This is a genomic window from Micromonospora echinofusca, from assembly GCF_017614955.1.
Taxonomy (GTDB): domain Bacteria; phylum Actinomycetota; class Actinomycetes; order Mycobacteriales; family Micromonosporaceae; genus Micromonospora; species Micromonospora echinofusca_A.
Genome location: NZ_WVUH01000116.1, coordinates 1 through 19,126 on the forward strand (window position 1 = coordinate 1; position 19,126 = coordinate 19,126).

The 19,126-nt window shown below is 70.7% G+C and carries 19 protein-coding genes; 6 read left to right on the forward strand and 13 right to left on the reverse strand.

Features of this window, described 5'->3' with window-relative positions; translation table 11 throughout:
* The first annotated feature begins 82 nt into the window (after positions 1-82).
* Positions 83-937 (forward strand): hypothetical protein, encoded by an 855-nt coding sequence (locus tag GSF22_RS15110; protein ID WP_208814212.1) that lies wholly within the window; start codon positions 83-85, stop codon positions 935-937.
* A gap of 218 nt (positions 938-1,155) precedes the next feature.
* Positions 1,156-2,067: a phytanoyl-CoA dioxygenase family protein gene (locus tag GSF22_RS15115; protein WP_208814213.1), complete on the forward strand. Its 912-nt coding sequence runs from the start codon at positions 1,156-1,158 to the stop codon at positions 2,065-2,067.
* An 84-nt stretch (positions 2,068-2,151) separates the two neighbouring features.
* Here the strand turns inward: GSF22_RS15115 and GSF22_RS15120 are convergent, their stop codons facing one another.
* Positions 2,152-3,195 (reverse strand): AraC family transcriptional regulator, encoded by a 1,044-nt coding sequence (locus GSF22_RS15120; RefSeq protein ID WP_208814214.1) that lies wholly within the window; start codon positions 3,193-3,195, stop codon positions 2,152-2,154.
* A gap of 134 nt (positions 3,196-3,329) precedes the next feature.
* On the opposite strand from GSF22_RS15120, the gene GSF22_RS15125 reads away from it, so the two are divergent.
* Both GSF22_RS15125 and GSF22_RS15130 read left to right on the forward strand, forming a co-directional pair.
* Positions 3,330-4,151 carry an SDR family oxidoreductase gene (locus GSF22_RS15125; RefSeq protein ID WP_208814215.1) on the forward strand — a complete coding sequence of 274 codons (822 nt, stop codon included), beginning with the start codon at positions 3,330-3,332 and terminating at the stop codon, positions 4,149-4,151.
* A complete protein-coding gene (locus GSF22_RS15130; protein WP_208814216.1) occupies positions 4,148-4,720 on the forward strand; it encodes a DUF4345 domain-containing protein in 573 nt (190 codons plus the stop codon). The genes GSF22_RS15125 and GSF22_RS15130 overlap by 4 nt, the downstream gene beginning before the upstream one ends.
* Here GSF22_RS15130 and GSF22_RS15135 read toward each other — a convergent pair.
* From GSF22_RS15135 to GSF22_RS15170, 8 genes are all read right to left on the reverse strand, one after another.
* Positions 4,637-5,290, reverse strand: a complete 654-nt coding sequence (locus GSF22_RS15135; RefSeq protein WP_208814217.1) for an MOSC domain-containing protein — start codon at positions 5,288-5,290, stop codon at positions 4,637-4,639. The two genes, GSF22_RS15130 and GSF22_RS15135, sit on opposite strands and share 84 nt — an antisense overlap.
* 119 nt (positions 5,291-5,409) lie before the next feature.
* Complete coding sequence (locus GSF22_RS15140) at positions 5,410-6,258, reverse strand: carbohydrate ABC transporter permease (protein ID WP_208814218.1); 849 nt, start codon at positions 6,256-6,258, stop codon at positions 5,410-5,412.
* Positions 6,255-7,238: a carbohydrate ABC transporter permease gene (locus GSF22_RS15145; RefSeq protein ID WP_208814219.1), complete on the reverse strand. Its 984-nt coding sequence runs from the start codon at positions 7,236-7,238 to the stop codon at positions 6,255-6,257. The genes GSF22_RS15140 and GSF22_RS15145 overlap by 4 nt, the downstream gene beginning before the upstream one ends.
* Positions 7,235-8,527 carry a sugar ABC transporter substrate-binding protein gene (locus GSF22_RS15150; RefSeq protein WP_208814220.1) on the reverse strand — a complete coding sequence of 431 codons (1,293 nt, stop codon included), beginning with the start codon at positions 8,525-8,527 and terminating at the stop codon, positions 7,235-7,237. The genes GSF22_RS15145 and GSF22_RS15150 overlap by 4 nt, the downstream gene beginning before the upstream one ends.
* Before the next feature lie 164 nt (positions 8,528-8,691).
* On the reverse strand, positions 8,692-8,964 hold the full coding sequence (locus GSF22_RS15155; protein ID WP_208814226.1) for a GlsB/YeaQ/YmgE family stress response membrane protein: 273 nt from the start codon (positions 8,962-8,964) through the stop codon (positions 8,692-8,694).
* 313 nt (positions 8,965-9,277) lie between these two features.
* Positions 9,278-9,550, reverse strand: coding sequence for a GlsB/YeaQ/YmgE family stress response membrane protein (locus GSF22_RS15160; RefSeq protein ID WP_208814226.1), 273 nt, complete (start codon positions 9,548-9,550; stop codon positions 9,278-9,280).
* 288 nt (positions 9,551-9,838) lie between these two features.
* The gene (gene lepA, locus GSF22_RS15165; RefSeq protein ID WP_208814227.1) at positions 9,839-11,716 is read right to left on the reverse strand and encodes a translation elongation factor 4; all 1,878 of its coding nucleotides are present in this window, start codon (positions 11,714-11,716) and stop codon (positions 9,839-9,841) included.
* A gap of 193 nt (positions 11,717-11,909) precedes the next feature.
* The gene (locus tag GSF22_RS15170) at positions 11,910-12,446 is read right to left on the reverse strand and encodes a DUF4240 domain-containing protein (protein WP_208814221.1); all 537 of its coding nucleotides are present in this window, start codon (positions 12,444-12,446) and stop codon (positions 11,910-11,912) included.
* A 242-nt stretch (positions 12,447-12,688) separates the two neighbouring features.
* Between GSF22_RS15170 and rpsT the strand changes: the two genes are divergently transcribed.
* Entirely contained in the window at positions 12,689-12,955 is a 267-nt protein-coding gene (gene rpsT, locus GSF22_RS15175; protein WP_208814222.1) for a 30S ribosomal protein S20, read from the forward strand.
* 201 nt (positions 12,956-13,156) lie between these two features.
* Here rpsT and GSF22_RS15180 read toward each other — a convergent pair whose 3' ends face one another.
* From GSF22_RS15180 to GSF22_RS15195, 4 genes are all read right to left on the reverse strand, one after another.
* Positions 13,157-13,507, reverse strand: a complete 351-nt coding sequence (locus GSF22_RS15180; protein ID WP_208814228.1) for a hypothetical protein — start codon at positions 13,505-13,507, stop codon at positions 13,157-13,159.
* Between the two features lie 61 nt (positions 13,508-13,568).
* The gene (gene holA / locus GSF22_RS15185) at positions 13,569-14,549 is read right to left on the reverse strand and encodes a DNA polymerase III subunit delta (protein ID WP_208814223.1); all 981 of its coding nucleotides are present in this window, start codon (positions 14,547-14,549) and stop codon (positions 13,569-13,571) included.
* Between the two features lie 143 nt (positions 14,550-14,692).
* Complete coding sequence (locus GSF22_RS15190; protein WP_439957782.1) at positions 14,693-17,212, reverse strand: ComEC/Rec2 family competence protein; 2,520 nt, start codon at positions 17,210-17,212, stop codon at positions 14,693-14,695.
* A gap of 11 nt (positions 17,213-17,223) precedes the next feature.
* Positions 17,224-18,159 (reverse strand): helix-hairpin-helix domain-containing protein, encoded by a 936-nt coding sequence (locus GSF22_RS15195; protein ID WP_208814224.1) that lies wholly within the window; start codon positions 18,157-18,159, stop codon positions 17,224-17,226.
* 213 nt (positions 18,160-18,372) lie between these two features.
* Here GSF22_RS15195 and GSF22_RS15200 point away from each other — a divergent pair, with 213 nt between their 5' ends.
* Entirely contained in the window at positions 18,373-19,011 is a 639-nt protein-coding gene (locus tag GSF22_RS15200) for a TIGR03086 family metal-binding protein (RefSeq protein ID WP_208814225.1), read from the forward strand.
* Positions 19,012-19,126 lie beyond the last annotated feature (115 nt).

Sequence of the window (19,126 nt, forward strand, 5' to 3'; positions counted from 1 at the left end):
GGTCGGCGGCGCGCCGGGCCCACTTCCACGCGGGCTCGTTCTGGCGGCGGGGACGTACGCTGGTCGGACTGTCGAACAGGGGGTGCGGGTGCGGACTCGGGCAATCGTGGCGGCAGGGGTCGTGGTCGTCGTACTCGTCGGGCTCGGGGTGTTCGTCCTCGCCCGGCAGTTCGGACACCGGTTGCCGCTGCCGTTGGCCAGCCGCACCTGCACGGTCTCCGCGGACGGCCGGGTCGACCTGAACCCGGCGCAGATGGCGAACGCGGCGACCATCGCCGCCATCGGGGTCAAGCGCGGAATGCCGGCGCGGGCCGTGGTGGTGGCCCTGGCCACCGCGTACCAGGAGTCCGGCCTGGAGAACCTCGCCGGCGGGGACCGGGACTCCATCGGGCTGTTCCAGCAGCGCCCCAGCCAGGGCTGGGGCACGCCGGAGCAGATCCGGGACCCGAGGTACGCCACGAACCGGTTCTACGCGGCGCTGAAGAAGGTGCGCGGCTGGGAGGACATGCGGGTGACCGACGCCGCGCAGAAGGTGCAGCGGTCGGCGTTCCCCGAGGCGTACCAGAAATGGGCGGACGAGTCCGAGGTGCTGGCCAGGGCGCTGCTCGGGGAGGCCACCGGGGCGGTCGCCTGCACGGTGGCCCGGACCCCGGCGATGCGGGGGGACGCGGCGGCGGCGGCCCTGACCCGGGGGTTGACCCTGGACTGGGGGCTGAAGGCCACCGCGACCGGCCTGGCCGGGCTGAGCGTGCCGGTACGCGACGACCGGGCCGGCTGGCAGTACGCGCACTGGCTGGTGTCGCACGCGGACGACCACGGGGTGAAGCGGGTGCGCTTCGGCGACCTGGAGTGGACCGCAGCGGACGGTGACTGGACCCGGGTCTCCGGCACCGGTCCGGCGGGCTCGGTGATCGCCGAGGTCTTCGCCGACACCTGATCGACGGGCACCGGATTTCCCTACCAGCAGTGACTGAACAATTCGGCAAATGGGTATGAGCTGGGCAAAGAGCTGTATCTCCCTCACCAGGGGTGATCGAATCGTTCCCCGGCGTCTGATCCGACGCGCCACGCGCTCGGCGCGCGCGAGCCGGCTCCCCAGCGTCACGTTACGATCGGCAACCTGTGCCCGAGAGGGCTTACACGTCATGGGGAGGGATGGACGCGGTGTTCGATTACGGCGGCCGGACCGGTTACGAACCGATCAGCGACACTGACCGCAAGGAGTTTCACGAGCAGGGCTTCCTGCTGCTCCGCAACGTCCTGACCGAGGACCACCGGGCGGCACTGGAAGCCGCCGTGGACCGGGTGTACGCGGAGGAACTGGCGGCCGGCCGGACCACCAAGGACGGCACCCTGCACCTGCTGGGCTTCCTGGAGCGCGACGAGCTCTTCGGCGACCTGCTCACCCACCCCATCGCCTTCCCGTACATGTGGGGGCTGGCCGGGTGGAACATCTACACCCACCACAACCACCTGGACGTCACCCCGCCGGCCGCCGAGCCGGAGAAGCCGTACTGGGGCTGGCACCAGGACGGGTACCGGCAGAACTCCGACCCGGAGACGATGGACCCGAACCTGCCCCGGCCGATGTTCTCGCTGAAGGTGGCCTACGTCCTGTCCGACCTGTCGGAGAAGGGCCGGGGGGCGACCAAGGTCATCCCGGGCAGCCACCTGTGGAACTCGCTGCCCCGGCCGGCCGACACCACGGTGCACAACCCCGACCCGGAGGGCACCGTCGAGATCACCGCCAACCCGGGCGACGCGTTCATCTTCGACCGGCGCCAGTGGCACAGCCGCTCGACCAACCTGTCGACGATCACCCGCAAGATGCTCTTCATCGGCTACACCTACCGGTGGATCCGGCCGCTGGACGAGCTGCACATCGACCCCGACGGCGAGTGGTGGGCCAACCGCACCCCCGTCCAGCGCCAGCTCTGCGGTGAGGGTACCCACACCGCGAACTACTGGGGCATCAACTGGAACGGGTACGTCGACGACGAGATCCCGCTGCGCAAGGAACTGAAGACCCGGGGTCTGCTGGACCGCAGCATCCCCTGGCTCCGCTGACAGGGTAAGGAAGGGCCCCTTCCTATCGTTTTCGGTATAGGAAGGGGCCCTTTTTAACAGCTGCGGCCCTCACACCGGCGGCCCTCACACCTGCGGTACTCCGGCTGCGGGATCTGCCGGCGCGCCGGGCAGCATCGCCCCGGGCGGCGTACCCGGCCCTCCGGACGGCGTACCCGGCGCATGGCGGACGCTGCCCGGGGACACACCGAACGTCCGCTTGAAGGCCCGGCAGAACGCGGCCTCGGACTCGTACCCGAACCGGCGTGCCACGGCCGCGTTCGGCTCCGGGTGCTGCTGGAGATGCGCGTGGGCGAGCTGCATCCGCCAGTTGGTGAGGTAGCGCACCGCCGACTCACCGACGAGTTCGGTGAACCGGGCGGAGAAGGCCGAGCGCGACATGCCGGCTTCCCGCGCCAGGGTCGCCACGGTCCAGTCCCGCTGCGGTGCGCGGTGGATGGCGGCCAGCGCCCGCCCGATCTGGCCGTCGCGGAGCGCGGCCAACCAGCCCTGACGTGCCTCCGGGGCCGAATCGAGCCAGGCCCGGATGGCCTGGATGACGAGGATGTCGGCGAGCCGGGTGAGCACCGTCTCGCCGCCGGGACGCAACGCGAGCGCCTCCCGGGAGATGAGCCGGAGCGTGCTGTGCAGCCAACTGGCGTCATCGTCGTCCCAGGCGTCGACGTGCAGTACCCGGGGCAGTTGGGCCAGCAGGCGCCGGGCCGCGACATGGTCGAGCTGCACCACGGCGTAGGTGACGTGGGTGATCTCCCCACCGGCCCCGTACCGCATGATCTCGTACCGCTCGCTGACCTGCTCCACCGGTAGCGCGAAGAGCGGCGCGACGGCGACTCCGGGAGCACTGCGCAGGCGGTGCGGGGTACCGTGCGGGATCAACGTGAGGCTGCCCTGCGCCAGCCGGCGCGGCGCCAGCCCGTCGATCTCCAGCCAGCAACTGCCCGACGTCACGATCTGCACCGTCATGAGCCCGTCGAGCGGTGGCACGTCGACGCCCCAGGGGGCGGAGAGTTCGGCCCGGCAGTAGAGGGTGCCGGAGAGCCGGAGCGGGTGCAGCACCTCGCCTAGGACGTCGACCGGGGTGGGCAGGTCGCAGGGAGTCTCGCGGGTCATGCCGCATGGTGGCACCTGGTTTGCCGATCGTCCACGCCGCTGGACGATCAGCACACAACTGCGGATCAATGATCATTGTCGGTCCAGAACAGCCGCCACAGACTGGGGACACCTTCCCGTGGAAAGGATCTCGGATGTCCCCGTCCCGCATTCTCGTCGTCGGCTCGACCGGCAAGACCGGCCGACGCATCGTCCGCCAGCTCACCGGCAGCGGCCACCAGGTCCGCGGCGCATCCCGCCGCTCCGATCCGCCCTTCGACTGGACCGAGCCGGCAACCTGGCCGGAAGCACTGCGCGGCATCGACGCCGCCTACCTCTCGTACCATCCGGACCTCGCGGCGCCCGGCGCGCCGGACGCGATCTCCGGGCTGGTGTCGTGCGCCGCCGAGCTGGGGGTACGACACCTGGTCCTGCTCTCCGGGCGGGGCGAACAGCACGCCCAGCACTGCGAGGAGATCGTCCGGGGGTCGGGCCTGAGCCACACCCTCGTCCGGACGAGCTGGTTCGCGCAGAACTTCTCGGAGGGGCACCTGCTCGAACCGGTACTCGGGGGGACGATCGCGCTGCCTGCCGGGACGGTCGCCGAGCCGTTCGTCGACGTCGACGACATCGCCGACGTCGCGGTCGCGGCGCTCACCGACGAGCGGCACGCGGGCAGGCTCTACGAACTCACCGGACCGCGCCTGCTGACCTTCGCCGACGCTGCCGCCGAGATGTCGGCGGCAGCCGGCCGCCGGATCGGGTACGTCGCTGTCGCGCCGGAGCAGTTCCGGGCCACGCTCACCGAAAGTGTCGGCCCGGAGTACGCCGACCTGTTCACCAACCTGTGTACGGAGGTGTTCGACGGACGCAACGCGTCACTCGGGTACGGCGTGCAGGAGGCACTCGGTCGGGAGCCGCGCGACTTCACCGACTTCTGCCGTACCGTCGCCGCGTCCGGGGTGTGGCGACCGTGAGCGGGGCGGGGCCGCAGGTGCGCGACCGGACACTGTGGCGGACGGTCCTGCTCGGCGCGGGGAGCATCGTGGCCGGGATCGGGGCGGCCGGCCTCTTCTCACCCGCCGCCTTCCACCGGGCCAACGGTGTCGACCTCGGTGGTGACATCAGCCTGCTCAGTGAGGTGCGGGCCGCCGGTGGCGCGCTGCTCGCCGCCGGCGTACTGATCATGCTCGGTGCGGTGGTCGCCCGGTGGATGTCCACCGCCGCCGCGCTGGGTGCCGTGGTCTATCTCTCCTATGGGCTGTCCCGGGTCCTGGGGATCGCGGTCGACGGGGTACCGGCGGACGGACTGGTGATCGCCACCGGAGCGGAGATCGTGCTCGGGCTGGCATGTCTTCTCGCGCTCGTCCGGTTCTCGCGTTCCCCCGCCGACCCGGCACGGGCCGGGGTACCGGTCACCGGGACGGCTCGCCGCTCAGGTGTCGCCGGGACGGCTCCTGGCTCAGGTGTCGCCGGCCTTTCGGTCGCCGAGCCGGCGGCGGGCCCGGTCCCGGATGTCGTCGGGCAACTCCGGGGCGAGCAGTAGCCGGGGCAGCAACGCGGGTTCGCCGGTCAACGCACGGAAGGTCAGACCGATGGTCACTCCGTGCTCCGGCCGGTACGTCACCTCGACCGGATCCCCGGCGGTGACCTCCCCGTCCCGCACCACCCGCAGGTACGCCCCGGGGACCGCCCGCGCGGTGAACCGCTTGATCAGATCGGGTACCCCCCAGTAGCCGGCGAAGGTCCGGCACGGCAGGCGTGGCTGGGCGACCTCCAGCACGGCTGAGCCGACCGCCCAGCGTTCCCCGATCACCGCGCCGGTCACGTCGACGGCCTCGGTGGTGAGGTTCTCACCGAGGCCACCGGGCGGAATGTCCCGCCCCAGGTCCCCTGCCCACCAGGCGGTGTCCTCGGTGGCGTACGCGTAGACCGCCTTGTCCACCCCGCCGTGGACCGCCCGTTCGCCGACGAAGTCCCCCTCGACGCCGTCGGCGCGCAGCGTCACCCGACCGGCGGTCGACCGCTTGTCGATGCCACTGAGCCCGCTCGGGTCACCGGCCCAGTCGGCCCGGGTCACCACCGCGAGGTTCACCGAGAGGAGTCTGCCCGTCATGCCGGACACCGTACCTTTCGCAGAACTGCAAGGAAGGGCCCCTTCCTCTACCGAAAACGATAGGAAGGGGCCCTTCCTAACACCCTTCGGCACACCCTCCCGACGGCTTCCGCTGCGGCTCAGCCCTTGACGGCGCCGGCCACCAGTCCGGAAACCATCCGGCGCTGCACCAGGACGAAGAAGATGATGACCGGCACGGTGAGCAGGGTGGAGGCCGCCATCACCGAGCCCCAGGCGGTGTCGTCGCGGCCGAAGAAGAACGTCATCGCAACCGGCAGCGTGTAGCGGTCCTGGTCGTTGATGAAGGTCAACGCGAAGATCAGCTCGTTCCACGCGGTGATGAAGGAGAAGATGCTGGTGGCCACCAGGCCGGGCGCCACCAGCGGGAAGAGGATCCGCCGGAAGGTCTGCGCCCGACTGGCCCCGTCGATCGCGGCGGCCTCCTCCAGTTCCTTCGGTACGGCGGCGACGAAGCCGCGCAGCATCCAGACCGCGAAGGGCAGCGAGAAGCCCAGGTAGGTCAGGATCAGACTGGGCAGCGTGTTGTAGAGGCCGAGCCGCTGGATCATCAGGAACAGCGGGATGACCAGCGCCTCCAGCGGGATCATCTGCACCACCAGCAGCATGATCAGGAACGAGGTCCGCAGCCGGAACCGGAACCGGGCCACCGCGGTCGCGGCGAGCAGGGCGACCAGGCCGCTGAGCAGTACGGTGGCCGCCGCGACGAGGACGCTGTTGAGGAAGAAGTCGACGAAGGTCACGCCCGGGATCAGGTCCCCGGTGAGGATCTCCCGGTAGTGCTCCAGCGTCGGGTTGGCCGGTACCGGTCGGGGCGTGGTGGAGAAGATCTCCCGGTTCGGCTTGAGCGAGGTGGAGATCATCCAGTAGACCGGGAACGCCGCGAAGAGCGCGACCAGCAGGCCGGCGCCGTTGAGAGCGACCCGCTTGACGACGGCGGCGCGCTTCACGATTCCTCCTGTCGGAGCACCATGCGGACGTAGAACCCGGTCACCACGAGCAGGATCAGGGTGAGGATCACCGCGATGGCGGCGCCCAGGCCGTACTTGGGCGGCGGCGAGAAGGCCGACGCGTACGAGTAGATGGAGAGCATGTACGTGGTCCGGTCCTGGGTACCCCCGGCCAGCGCGAACTGCTGGGTGAAGACCTTGAAGTCCCAGATGGTGGAGAGCACGATCAGGATCCCGAAGACCGGCCGGAGCAGCGGGAAGGTCACCTTCCAGAACACCTTCCACGGGCCGGCGCCGTCCACCCGGGCCGCCTCGTGCAGCTCGCTCGGTACGCTCTTGAGCCCGGCGAGCACGCTCACCGCGATGAACGGGAACGAGTGCCAGACCACCACCAGGGTGAGGATCGCGAAGAAGAGCAGCGGCGAGTTGAACCAGCCGTAGCCGGTCCAGTCGGCCCGTCCGAACAGTGCGGTGGAGAGCCCGTCGGGCAGCGCGTTGAACAGCCAGGTGACCAGGCCACTGGTGTCGTCGAAGATCCACTTCCAGACGATGGCGCCGGTCAGGGCCGGGGTGGCCCAGGCGAGCATCACACAGGTACCCACGAAGGTGGCCATCCGCGCGGAGAGCCGGTTGAGCAGCAGCCCGACCAGGGTGCCGAGGACCATGGTGAGCAGCACGTTGGCCAGCGCGAAGAGCACCGTGTTGCGCAGCACCGTGTGGAAGAACGGGTCGCCGAGAATCTCGGTGTAGTTGGCCAGCCCGACCCACGGCCACTCACGGTCACCGCGCAACTGGCGGACGTTGTCCAGCTTGAAGAAGGACATCGTCACCACCTGGCCGAGCGGCCAGAGCAGGAGCACGGCGATGATGACCAGGCAGGGCAGGAGCAGCAGGTACGGTAGGCGGTCCACCGGGCGGCGCCGCCGCGCGGGGGTCTCCCGCGCGGCGGACGCCTCCGGCGCCTCGGTCAGCGTGGTCACTTGGCGTTGAGGATGCTTTCCATCTCGGCGGCCGCGTCGGCGGTGGCCTTCTCGACCGTCTTCTGACCCTTCATGACCGAGCTGTTCATCGCCTGGGTCACCGTCTTGGTCCGGCTGACCTCGACCCACTTCGGGGTGAGCGGCGTGAGCTTGGTGTTCTGCATGGTGGTGGCGAACGCCGCCATGATCTTGTCGTTGGCGTAGCTACCGTCCTTCACCAGGTCCTGGTAGACCGGGAAGAAGCCGAGGCTGCTGGCGAACTTCGCCGAGTTCTGCTTGTTGTTCAGCACGGTCAGGTAGTCCCAGGCCAGGTCCTGCCGCTTGCTGTCCTTCCAGACCGCCAGGTCGGAGCCACCGGCGAAGGCCGGGGCCGGCTGGCCGTCCGGGCCGGGGATCGGGAAGGTACCCCAGACCTTCTCGATGTCGGGGTTGTCCTTCTTGATGGCGCCCTGCTGCCAGCTACCACCGAACGCCATCGCCGCCTTGCCGGTGGCGAACTGGGTACGCGCGTCGATCTCGTTCCAGCCGGCGGCGGCCGGCGGGGCGACCTTGTGCACGGTCACCAGGTCGGTCCAGAACTTGACCGCCTTCTGCGCCTCGGGGCTGCTGTAGCCGGACTTCCAGGAGTCGCCGTTCTTCGTGGCGATCTCGCCACCGGCGCCCCAGAGGAAGGAGTAGAACGGCAGTTCGGAGTTGCCCGGCAGGGCGATCCCGTAGGTGCCGGGCTTCTTGGCCTGTACCGCCTTGGCGGCGGCCACCAGTTCGTCCCAGTTCTTCGGCGGCTGCACGCCGGCCTCGGCGAACCAGTCGGTGCGGTAGTACATGGCCCGGACCCCGGCGTACCACGGCACGCCGTACTGCTTGCCGTCGAGCTGGGCGTTCTTCGCCAGGTCGGGCAGGATGTCCTTGCCCTCGGCCCAGCCGGCCATCCGGTCGGTGAGGTCGGCCAGCGCCTCCTGGGCGGCCCAACCCTGGGTCTCGGTGTTGCCCAGCTCGGTCACGTCCGGTCCCTCGCCACCGGCGAGCGCGGCCTGGAACTTCTTCGGCGCCTCCAGCCAGGGGACGTACTGCACGACGACGTCCGTCTCCGGGTGCTTCTTCTTGAACTCGGTCTCGACGCTGTCGAGGAACGCGGTCTGCGCCTCGCTGCCCTCGCCCATCATCCAGACGGTCAGCTTGCTGTTGTCCGCTGCCTTTTCGTCGTCACCCGAGCCGCCACAACCGGCGAGCAGCATCGCGGCCGAGGCCACGACGGCGGTGACCGGAGCCAGTCGCTTCCACCTGTTCACGCCAGTTCTCCCTTGAACCTCTGGCACTTACCTTCCCCGCCGCACCTTAGTACGAAAAAATTCTTTACGACAGGGGGGTCGGGGGTCACGACCTGGCAGGTGGGCAGCACGAAGGCGCCCGGCCGACCGACCGGGCGCCTTCGAGAAGTGAATACCGTGGATACTTACCGGTGCGTGACACTCCGACGGCTACCCACACCCGCCACGATCGCGACCGCGATCGCCGCCACGACCACCTGGACCAGCAACTCGGCCCAGTCGACACCCGACGTCTGCGTCGCGATGCCCGCAGCCCGCGCGATCACCGTACCGAGCAGAGCCGCACCCACACCGATCAGCATGTGCAGCCAGATCGGCATGTTCTGACGACCCGGGACGACCAGGCGCCCCAACGCGCCGACGATGAGACCAACAATGAGCGCGGTGATGATTCCCATGACGGTCACGGTCGCTCCTCCTCAATGACTATCTGTCAGACGATGACGTTCCTGTCGTGACCACTAGGTGCCCATCCGTCCGGAAACTCAAACCCGGATACCGGACATCCCTGACCAGAGCAGCGGGAACGGGACCCACGTCCCGGACCGGCACGGAACCATGACGGACCGCCGGCACGGCAGTGCGCGGACACGGTCAGGGTGGTCCGCCCCCCCTCGGGGAACCGCGCCGCCCGAAGGACGGAGCGCCCACCGACGCGAAGGCGCCCGGCCGGTCGGCCGGGCGCCTTCGAGAAGTGAATACCGTGGATACTTACCGGTGCGTGACACTCCGACGGCTACCCACACCCGCCACGATCGCGACCGCGATCGCCGCCACGACCACCTGGACCAGCAACTCGGCCCAGTCGACACCCGACGTCTGCGTCGCGATGCCCGCAGCCCGCGCGATCACCGTACCGAGCAGAGCCGCACCCACACCGATCAGCATGTGCAGCCAGATCGGCATGTTCTGACGACCCGGGACGACCAGGCGCCCCAACGCGCCGACGATGAGACCAACAATGAGCGCGGTGATGATTCCCATGACGGTCACGGTCGCTCCTCCTCAATGACTATCTGTCAGACGATGACGTTCCTGTCGTGACCGCTAAGTGCCCGAGCCGCTGGAAACTCAAACCGACAGATCCGTGGTCCCGCGTTTCCCACCGCCGATCGGCAGCCGCCATCAACCCCGGGGGCACGGCATCACCGCAGCTCAGGACGGTTCGCGTCCAGGCCGGGCGGGGCCGCCGGCAGGTCGGAAAAAGTTTGTCGTACGACAACAGCCGCCCCGGGAGGACCCGGGGCGGCTGTTTCACGCGGTCGCGCGGCGCTACTTCTTCGGCGTTTTGGCCTCCGGCCCGTCGGAGGTGGACAGGGCGGCGATGAACGCCTCCTGCGGCACCTCCACCCGACCGACCATCTTCATGCGCTTCTTGCCTTCCTTCTGCTTCTCCAGCAGTTTGCGCTTACGACTGATGTCACCGCCGTAGCACTTGGCGAGCACGTCCTTGCGGATCGCCCGGATCGTCTCCCGGGCGATCACCCGGTTGCCGATCGCCGCCTGGATCGGCACCTCGAACTGCTGGCGCGGGATGAGGGCACGCAGCTTCGCCGCGATGGTGACCCCGTAGTTGTACGCCTTGTCCTTGTGCACGATCGCGCTGAACGCGTCCACCGGCTCACCGTGCAGGAGGATGTCCACCTTGACCAGTTCGGACGACTGCTCGCCCGAGGGCTCGTAGTCGAGCGAGGCGTACCCCTTGGTCCGGCTCTTCAACTGGTCGAAGAAGTCGAAGATGATCTCGGCCAGCGGCAGCGTGTACCGCAGTTCCACCCGGTCGGCGGAGAGGTAGTCCATGCCGAGCAGAGTGCCCCGGCGTCCCTGGCAGAGCTCCATCACCGCCCCCACGTAGTCGTTGGGGGTGAGCACCGTGGCCCGCACCACCGGCTCGTACACCTCGGCGATCTTGCCGGTCGGGTACTCGCTCGGGTTGGTGACCACGATCTCCTTGCCGTCCTCCATGACCGCCCGGTAGACCACGTTCGGGGCGGTGGAGATCAGGTCGAGGTTGTACTCCCGCTCCAGCCGTTCCCGGATGATCTCCAGGTGCAGCAGGCCGAGGAAGCCGCACCGGAAGCCGAACCCGAGCGCACCCGAGGTCTCCGGCTCGTAGTCCAGCGCGGCGTCGTTGAGCTTGAGCTTGTCCAGCGCCTCGCGCAGGTTCGGGTAGTCCGAGCCGTCGATCGGGTACAGCCCGGAGTAGACCATCGGCTTCGGGTCCTTGTACCCGCCGAGCGCCTCGGTCGCCGGCCGCGCGTTGATGGTGACCGTGTCACCGACCCGGGACTGCCGGACGTCCTTCACGCCGGTGATGAGGTAGCCCACCTCACCCACGCCGAGGGCGTCGGCCTTCTGCATCTCCGGGGAGATGACGCCGATCTCCAGCAGTTCGTGGACCGCGCCGGTGGACATCATCTTGATCCGGTCCCGGGCGCTGATCCGCCCGTCGATGACCCGGACGTAGGTGACCACGCCCCGGTACACGTCGTACACCGAATCGAAGATCATGGCGCGGGCCGGTGCGTCGGCGACGCCGACCGGCGGCTTGAACTGCCGGACGATCTCGTCGAGCAGGTGCGGTACGCCCTCACCGGTCTTGCCGGAGACCCGGATGCAGTCCCCCGGGTCGCAGCCGATCAGGTGGGCCAGTTCCTCGGCGTACTTCTCCGGCTGGGCGGCCGGCAGGTCGATCTTGTTGAGGACCGGGATGACGTGCAGGTCGTTCTCGAGGGCGAGGTAGAGGTTGGCCAGGGTCTGGGCCTCGATCCCCTGCGCCGCGTCGACCAGGAGCACCGCGCCCTCGCAGGCGGCCAGCGACCGGGACACCTCGTAGGTGAAGTCCACGTGGCCGGGGGTGTCGATCATGTTGAGGACGGCCCGTTCGCCCTGCTGGTCACCCTCGCGGACGGTCCACGGCATGCGGACGGCCTGGCTCTTGATGGTGATGCCGCGCTCGCGCTCGATGTCCATCCGGTCCAGGTACTGCGCGCGCATCTGCCGGGGATCGACGACTTCGGTGAGCTGCAACATCCGGTCGGCCAGGGTCGACTTCCCGTGGTCGATGTGGGCGATGATGCAGAAGTTCCGGATGCGGCCGGGTTCGGTGGCACCGGGCGCGTTCGCGCCGGGATCGAGCGTCGGTGGCACAGCGGTCCGTTCTGGTCGGCTGACGGAGGTGGCGACGGCCGGCAGGTGCACCGGCCCTCTCTATGCTCCCACGTCGCCCGGGGCGGACTCGGATCACTCCTCGGCTCACTCCCCCGGGCCGAGGTCGGATCACTCCTCGGGTCCGCTCAGGTCACTCCTCGGGTGCGGCCACTCACTCCTCGGGCAGGGCCACTCACTCCTCGGGTGGGGCGACGAACAGGGCCGCGAGCCGGGGAAGCCGCCGCTGGGCCTGCTCCTCGTCGTCGAAGTCCCAGAACCCGTCCAGGTCGGGGCCGGGTACCGGATCAGGATCGGTGGGCAACTCGGTGCCGGTTGCCCGCTGGTAGGCGTGCAACGCGACGGAGAGCATCTCGCCGCCCTCGAACTCCTCGCCGGTGGCCGCCGCCCGCCGGACGACCGGCAGTTCGGCCAGCGAGTCCGGCTCGGTCACGGCACGGGCGAAGACCGCCCGCCCCTGGGCCATCAGCCAGCCACGGAAGTAGTCGAACCCGTCGTCCGAACAGCCCCCGTTGATCAGGTACGCCGCTCCCCAGAGATCCTCACGGTAGGAGGCGGCCAGCACCCGGGCGAGATGCCGGTCGAAACCCACGATCTCGGCCGGGTCCCGGTCCGCCAGTTCCGCCGTGACCCGCTCGGCGATGGTCCCGACCCGGCCGTCCGCCCCGGTCCGGGCCCGTTCGATCACTGCCCAGAACTCATCCGTCCGCATGGTCCGGAAGTCTGGCAGAGTGCTACGACGGGTCGGGCGACCACCGCGCCGACCACCGCCTGCCACCCCGGGGTGCCGCACCCCGGACCGGCATCCGGAGCCCCGGTTCCGGCGGCGGGGCTGAGCCGTTTTGGCTCGTCCGGGCGGACCTGGTAACCTGGCTCTTCGCGCAGCGGTGACGCCTGCTTGTCGCCCGCGCACCTAAGCAGACCAAACCCGAGCTATAAAGACGAGGCTGTCGCGTGGCGAACATCAAGTCCCAGATCAAGCGCAACCGGCAGAACGAGAAGCGCCGGCTGCGTAACAAGTCGGTCAAGTCGTCGCTGAAGACCGCCATCCGCAAGTTCCACGAGGCCGCTGAGTCCGGTGACGCCACCAAGGCCACCGAGCTCATGCGGGACGCCTCGCGCAAGTTGGACAAGGCTGTCAGCAAGGGCGTGATCCACAGCAACCAGGCGGCGAACCGCAAGTCTGCGATCGCCAAGCGCGTGCAGTCGCTCGCTGCCTGACGGTCTCCCGAGACCTCCCAGAATCCCCCGGGGCGTACCCGGGGGATTTTGTCGTGCCGCCGTTCCGCCGTGCCATCGTTCGGCCGTTCCGTTGGACCGCCGTTCCACTCTTCCGCCGTTCCACTCTTCCGCCGTGCCGCCGGACACACCGCCATCTGCCGGTGCGACACCGCGACGGCTGCCGTACGCCCGGTGACAATGTCAGCCGGACCGGTCGGGCGCGGATGCCGGCACCCGCGCCCGACCGACGACCGGTTCCATCTGTCGGCGGAACCGGTCCCGTTCCCCCTGCGGCACCAACGCCGCCGACCGGACCACCGCGCCGACGACCAGGTCGTTCATCTTGACCAGGGCGGCCACGAAGGCGGGCAGGATCAGCACCGCCCACCAGGTGACCAGTTCGGCGAGGGCCAGCAGCGCGGCGAGAGCCACCGAGCCCTCGAAGAAGACGAAACAGAGTATTCCGCCCGGGTACACGAAGCGCAGGCCGAGCAGACGGGCGTAGAGCGGACGCAACCGGTCGTCCTCGACGGAGCGGACCGACTGGTCCACCGCCCCCGGTCGCCCGGCTGCGCGGCCCGTCACCGTACCCCGCCCACCGACCGTCGCCGGATCACCGGGCACCGTCCTGCCGGGCGGCGGCGACCGCGAAGACCGCCCGTTCCAGGGCGTACGCCCGGTCGTCGGCGCCGCCCTTGACTGCGGCATTGCACTCCGCCGCCGCCTGCATCGCGGTGACCAGACCGTCCGGTGTCCAGCCACGGCCCTGCCGCTGGGCCCGTTCGATCTTCCACGCCGGCATGCCCAGGGAACTGGCCAGCTGGTAGGCACTCCCCCGGCCGGCGGACGCCACCCGGGCCACCGTACGGACCCCGTCGGCAAGCGCATCGGCGATCGGTACCGGATCGACCCCGACGTGCAGGGCCCACCGCAGCGCCTCCAACGCGCCGGGTACGTCACCGACGATCGCCGCATCCGCGACCGTGAACCCGCTCACCTCGGCCCGCCCCCGGTAGTACCGGGCCACCGTGTCGGCGCCGATCCGGCCGTCGGTGTCGGCTATCAGCTGGGCGCAGGCGGAGGAAAGCTCCCGCAGGTCGTTGCCGATCGCGGCGAGGAGCGCGGCGGCGGCCTCCGGCGTGCACGTGCCGCCGGCCCGACGGATCTCGTCCCGGACGAAGGCGACCCGGGCCTGGTCCCCCTTCAACTTGGCGGCGGGTACGACGGTCGCCCCGGCGGCCCGCAGGCCGTCCGCGAACGCCTTGCCCTTCGCGCCACCGGCGTGCACCGCGACCAGGTGCACGTCCGGGTCGGGATTCTTCGCGTACGCCAGCAGTGCGGTCACCAGATCCTTGCGGGCGTCCTGTGCGGCCCGCAGCACGATCACCCGGCGACCGCCGAACAGGGACGGACTGAGCATCTCGGCGATCTCGCCGACGGTCAGGTTGCCGGCCTCGTACTCGCGGACGTCCACATCCGGGTCGGTCGACCGGACAGCGGCGACGGTGTCACTGACCGCGCGGGTGGCGAGAAGTTCCTCGTCGCCGAGGACGAGCAGGACAGCAGGTACGCCAGCGGGGGTCACGGTCCCCATGTTCGCATGCGCCCCGACACCCCGCCGTCGGTCGCCGGCACTCCGCCCGACACCCAACCGCAGAAAGTGCGAATATCGACAATTGCTGCATTTGGGGCTTGACGCTCACGGTCACGGCTGTCCCCCACCGAGGCGCCTCCGGCTCAGGGATCGTTCCCCCGGGTCGCCACCGCCGGCCCGCCGGACAGCACCACCACCGCCAGGTCACCCTCGATGTCGGTACGAAGCACCCGGGCCCCCTGCCGGGACAGCCGCGCCAGCACGGACGGGCTGGGATGGCCGTAGTCGTTGCCCACCCCCACCGACACCAGCGCCACCGTCGGGGCCACCGCGTCCAGGAAGGCGGGATCCTGGTAGGCCGACCCGTGGTGGGCCACCTTCAGCACCTCGGCCCGCAGCCCCGCGCCCGGCGGGCTCTCCAGCAACGCCCGCTGCTCCTCGGTCTCCGCGTCCCCGGCCAGCAGGATGCGCAGGCCACCGAGGTGTGCGAGCAGCACGAGGGAGTTGTTGTTCGGGTCGGACCGGGTTCCGCGCAGCGGCTGCGGTGGTCCGAGCACGGTCATCGTGAGACCACCCGCCCGGTACGTCCAGCCCGCCGCGACCGCACCGACCGGGGTGCCGGCGGCGTGGGCTGCCGACTCGACCGCGACCCGCCCCGTCACCGGCTCAGGCCAGGCGGGGGTCGCCACGGCAGTCACCCGGCGTCCCCGGAACACGCCGTCGACACCGCCGGTGTGGTCGGCATGGAAGTGGCTGAACAGCAGCAGTGGCACCTCGTCCACCCCGAGCCGACGCAGGCACCGGTCCACCGCCGCCGGGTCCGGCCCGGCATCGACCACCACCGCCTGACCTGGACCGGTGGCGAGGACGACGGTGTCCCCCTGCCCGACCGCGCAGACCACGGCCACCCAGCCGGCCGGCGGCCAGCCGTCCGCGACCAGACGGACCGGCAGCGCGCCGACCACCACCGCGACGGTCACCACGGCCACCAGTCGCCGTACCACGGGATGCCGGACCCCGAGCAGCAACGCGACGGTGACCGCCGCGAGCAGCAGCGCCCCGGTCACCCCACCGATCCAGGGCAGTGTGCCGGCCGGGGTCTGCGCCCCGTGACGGGCCACCGTGACCAGCCACCACGCCGGCCAACTGCCGAGCCAGGCGGCGAACTCGGCCCCGCCCGGCCAGACCGGTGAGACCACCGCCGCCGCCACCCCCAGGATCGTCGCCGGTGCGATCGCCGGTACGGCGAGCAGATTGGCCGGTACCGCCACCAGACTCACCGTCCCGGAGAGCCCGGCGACGACCGGCGCACAGGCCAGTTGCGCGGCGGCCGGCACGACCAGGGCCTCCGCCACACCGGCCGGTACGCCCCGACGGCGCAGCGCGTCCCGCCAGCGCGGCGCGACCAGCAGCAGACCGCCGGTGGCCAGTACAGAGAGCGCGAACCCGGCGTCGCCGGCCAACTCCGGGTCGACGACCACCAGCACGGTGACCGCCGCACCGAGCGCCGGTACCGCTGCCCGGGGTCGGCCGGTGGCCAACGCGGCCAGCCCGATCGCGCCCATGGTGGCCGCGCGCACCACACTCGGTGAGGGGCGGGCGAGAATCACGAAACCGACCAGGGCGACCGCGCAGAGCCCAGCGGCGACCCACGGCCCGGCCCGGGCCCAGCGGGCGAGCAGGAGCACCAGACCCACCACGATCGCCACGTTGGAGCCGGAGACCGCGTTGAGATGGGTCATCCCGGTGGCCCGGAAGTCCTCCTCGACCATGGCCGGCAGCTCACTGGTGTCCCCCACCACCAGACCGGGCAGCAGGCCACCCGGCTCGTCGGGAAGCGGGGCACAGGCCCGTTGCAGACCGGCGCGGAGGATACCGGCGACCCGTTGCGCCCACGATGGCCGGCCGACGAGGGTCGGTGGCCCGGTACTGGTCAACACCACCGCGGTGAGGTCGCCACCGCGTGGTACGGCGAGCCGCCCGGTCGCGGTCAGCCGCTGGCCGGGCAGCAGGGCCCGCCAGCCCGGATGGCTGGCCAGTACCAGAACCCGTGCCGGCACGACGGTGCGGGCCGGGTCGTCCACCGGATCGAGCCAGGCGGACTCGGTCGCGACGAGCATGGTGGCCGGCCGACCGGCAGCACCCCGTACCGGGCGGGGGTCGTCGCGCACGACGAGTTCGGCGGTCACGGTGGCACGCTGCTCGGCCAGGGCGCGCACCGGCGGGGCGTCCCGCACCACCAGGCGCGCCGCCGTCGACCCGGCACCGCAGACCAACCCGAGCAGCACCGAGACCACGACCCAGCCGTACCGCCCGAGGAGCCGGTGCCATGCCGCCCGGCACCCGTCGACCCGGTCCCGGCCGGCCGCACCGCTCACGGCACGGCCGCTCACCGCACCGCCGCTCACCGCACCGCCACTCACCGGGCCGCCACTCACGGAACCGCCGCTCACCGGGCCGCTACGCACATGCACCGCGAGCAGTGCTGCCGACCCGGCGCCGACCACGGCCAGGACCAGCGCGGTGGTCGCGGTCAGGTGCAGCCCGGCCAGGGCACTCAGCCAGGTGGACACGGCCAGTCCGGCCAGGCGTAGGTCCGGTGGCCGGTCGTCGACCGCCACAGCGGCATCCCCGGTCTGCCGACCTGGGGCACCGTCCGCCACGAGCCGGGCGGTCACACCGTCACCAGGTCCTTCAGCTGTTCGTACCGGGACTCACCGATCCCGTCCACCTGGCGCAGGTCGGACACGGCCCGGAACCCGCCGTGCTGATCCCGGTGGGCGAGGATGCGTTGGGCGAGCACCGGGCCGACGCCGGGCAGCGTGTCGAGCTGGGCCAGGGTGGCGGTGTTCAGGTTGACCTTCCCACCCGCCGGGAGCCCGTCCGCAGGACCACCCGGTGCGCCCGGGACGGCACCGGATCCGCCCGCCGGGGCGGCACCCGGCGGGGCAGTCACCCCGACCAGGATGAGTTCCCCGTCGCTGACTTTGCGGGCCAGATTCAGCAGCGCGACGTCGACACCGGGCAACGCGCCGCCGGCCGCCGTGATGGCGTCGGCGACCCGGGCCCCGGCGGGAAGGCGTACCAGACCGGGCCGACGCACCTTGCCGGCGACCGCGACGACCAGTTCGCCCGTACCGGCGGAACCGGCAGCCGACGGGCCCTCGGGTGAGCCGGCCGGTGGCGACAGGCCAGCGGGCGTGGACGGGGTGGCCCGGCCCACCGGTTCGGTACGCGGCCGGGACTGCCAGGCCCACCCGGCCGCGACCAGCACCACCAGGCCGGCGACAGCGGCGAGCGCCTTCACTCCGCGCCGGCCCGGGTCGAACGGACCGGGACCGGCCAACCGGGGCGTGGGCGGGTCGGTCGGGTCGGTGCGGCCCCCGCCCGGAGCCGGACCGGAACGACGCACCACATCGGCGGCAGCAGATCCGGAGAGGACGGATCCGGAGGGGGCAGGCCCGGCGGCAACGGCTCCGAGGGCCGGTTCCTGCGTTCCGGCTCCGAGGGCCTGTCGTTGTGGTCCGGCTCCGGATGGGCCGTCACGGAGGGAACGGTCGAGCAGGCTCAGCAGCCGCTGCCGTACCACGGACTCCTGGTCGTCTGGCACGGGCCGACCGTAGGGTCACCAGGCCGTCCGGGTCGTACCCGCGAACCGCCCCTGTGGACAACCGGGTCGCCTGTGGAAAAAGCCCTGATCATGGGTTGAATGTGGTAGCCGCTGGCTTGTCGGCCGACCGGGGAGCTGAAAGCATGATCTCCGCTGAGTCCGGGAGAACCACGGGCAGCGGGGCAGGTCCCTTCTCGGCACGGAAGGAACACGATGGCACCGGACATCCGGGAGCTGAACGAGCAGGCCGTCCGTACCAGCATCGAGGTCGTCTCCCGGGTGACCGGCGACGACCTGGCCCGGCCCACCCCCTGCGCGGACTGGACGCTCGCCGACCTGCTGGCCCACATGACGGTCCAGCACCACGGCTTCGCGGCGGCGTCCGCCGGCAACGGCGCCGATCCGGCCGTCTGGCGTCCGCGCCCACCGGGCGACAATCCCGTCAAGGAGTACGCCGAGGCGGCGGAGCAGGTCGTCGCCGCGTTCGCCCGGGACGGGGTGGCCGACCGCCCGTTCACCCTGCCGGAACTCAGCACCACGACGACCTTCCCGGGTGCCCTGGCGATCCGGTTCCACTTCATCGACTACGTGGTCCACAGCTGGGACGTGGCCCGTGCGCTCGACGTCGACGTGGCCTTCACCGACGAGGTCCTGCACGCCGCCCTGCGCACCGCGCGGGCCATCCCGGACGGGCCGGAACGGCTCCTGCCGGGCGCCGCGTTCCGCCCCGGGCTACCGGTCACCGAAGGGCTCGACCCGCTGGCCGAGACGCTGACCCGGCTCGGGCGTCCGCCGGGCTGGCCCGGTGAGCCGAGTGTTAAGCAGGGGCCCTTCCTATACCTTGGGGTCTAGTGGTCCTCGCAACACCCGGATCTTCTGGGGGTTGCGAGGACCGTGTCCGTTTCCGTGGAACTCAAGGCGAAGTTCTTCGAGGTTCTCGATCGCGTCGGCAGTGTGCCCGTGGCTG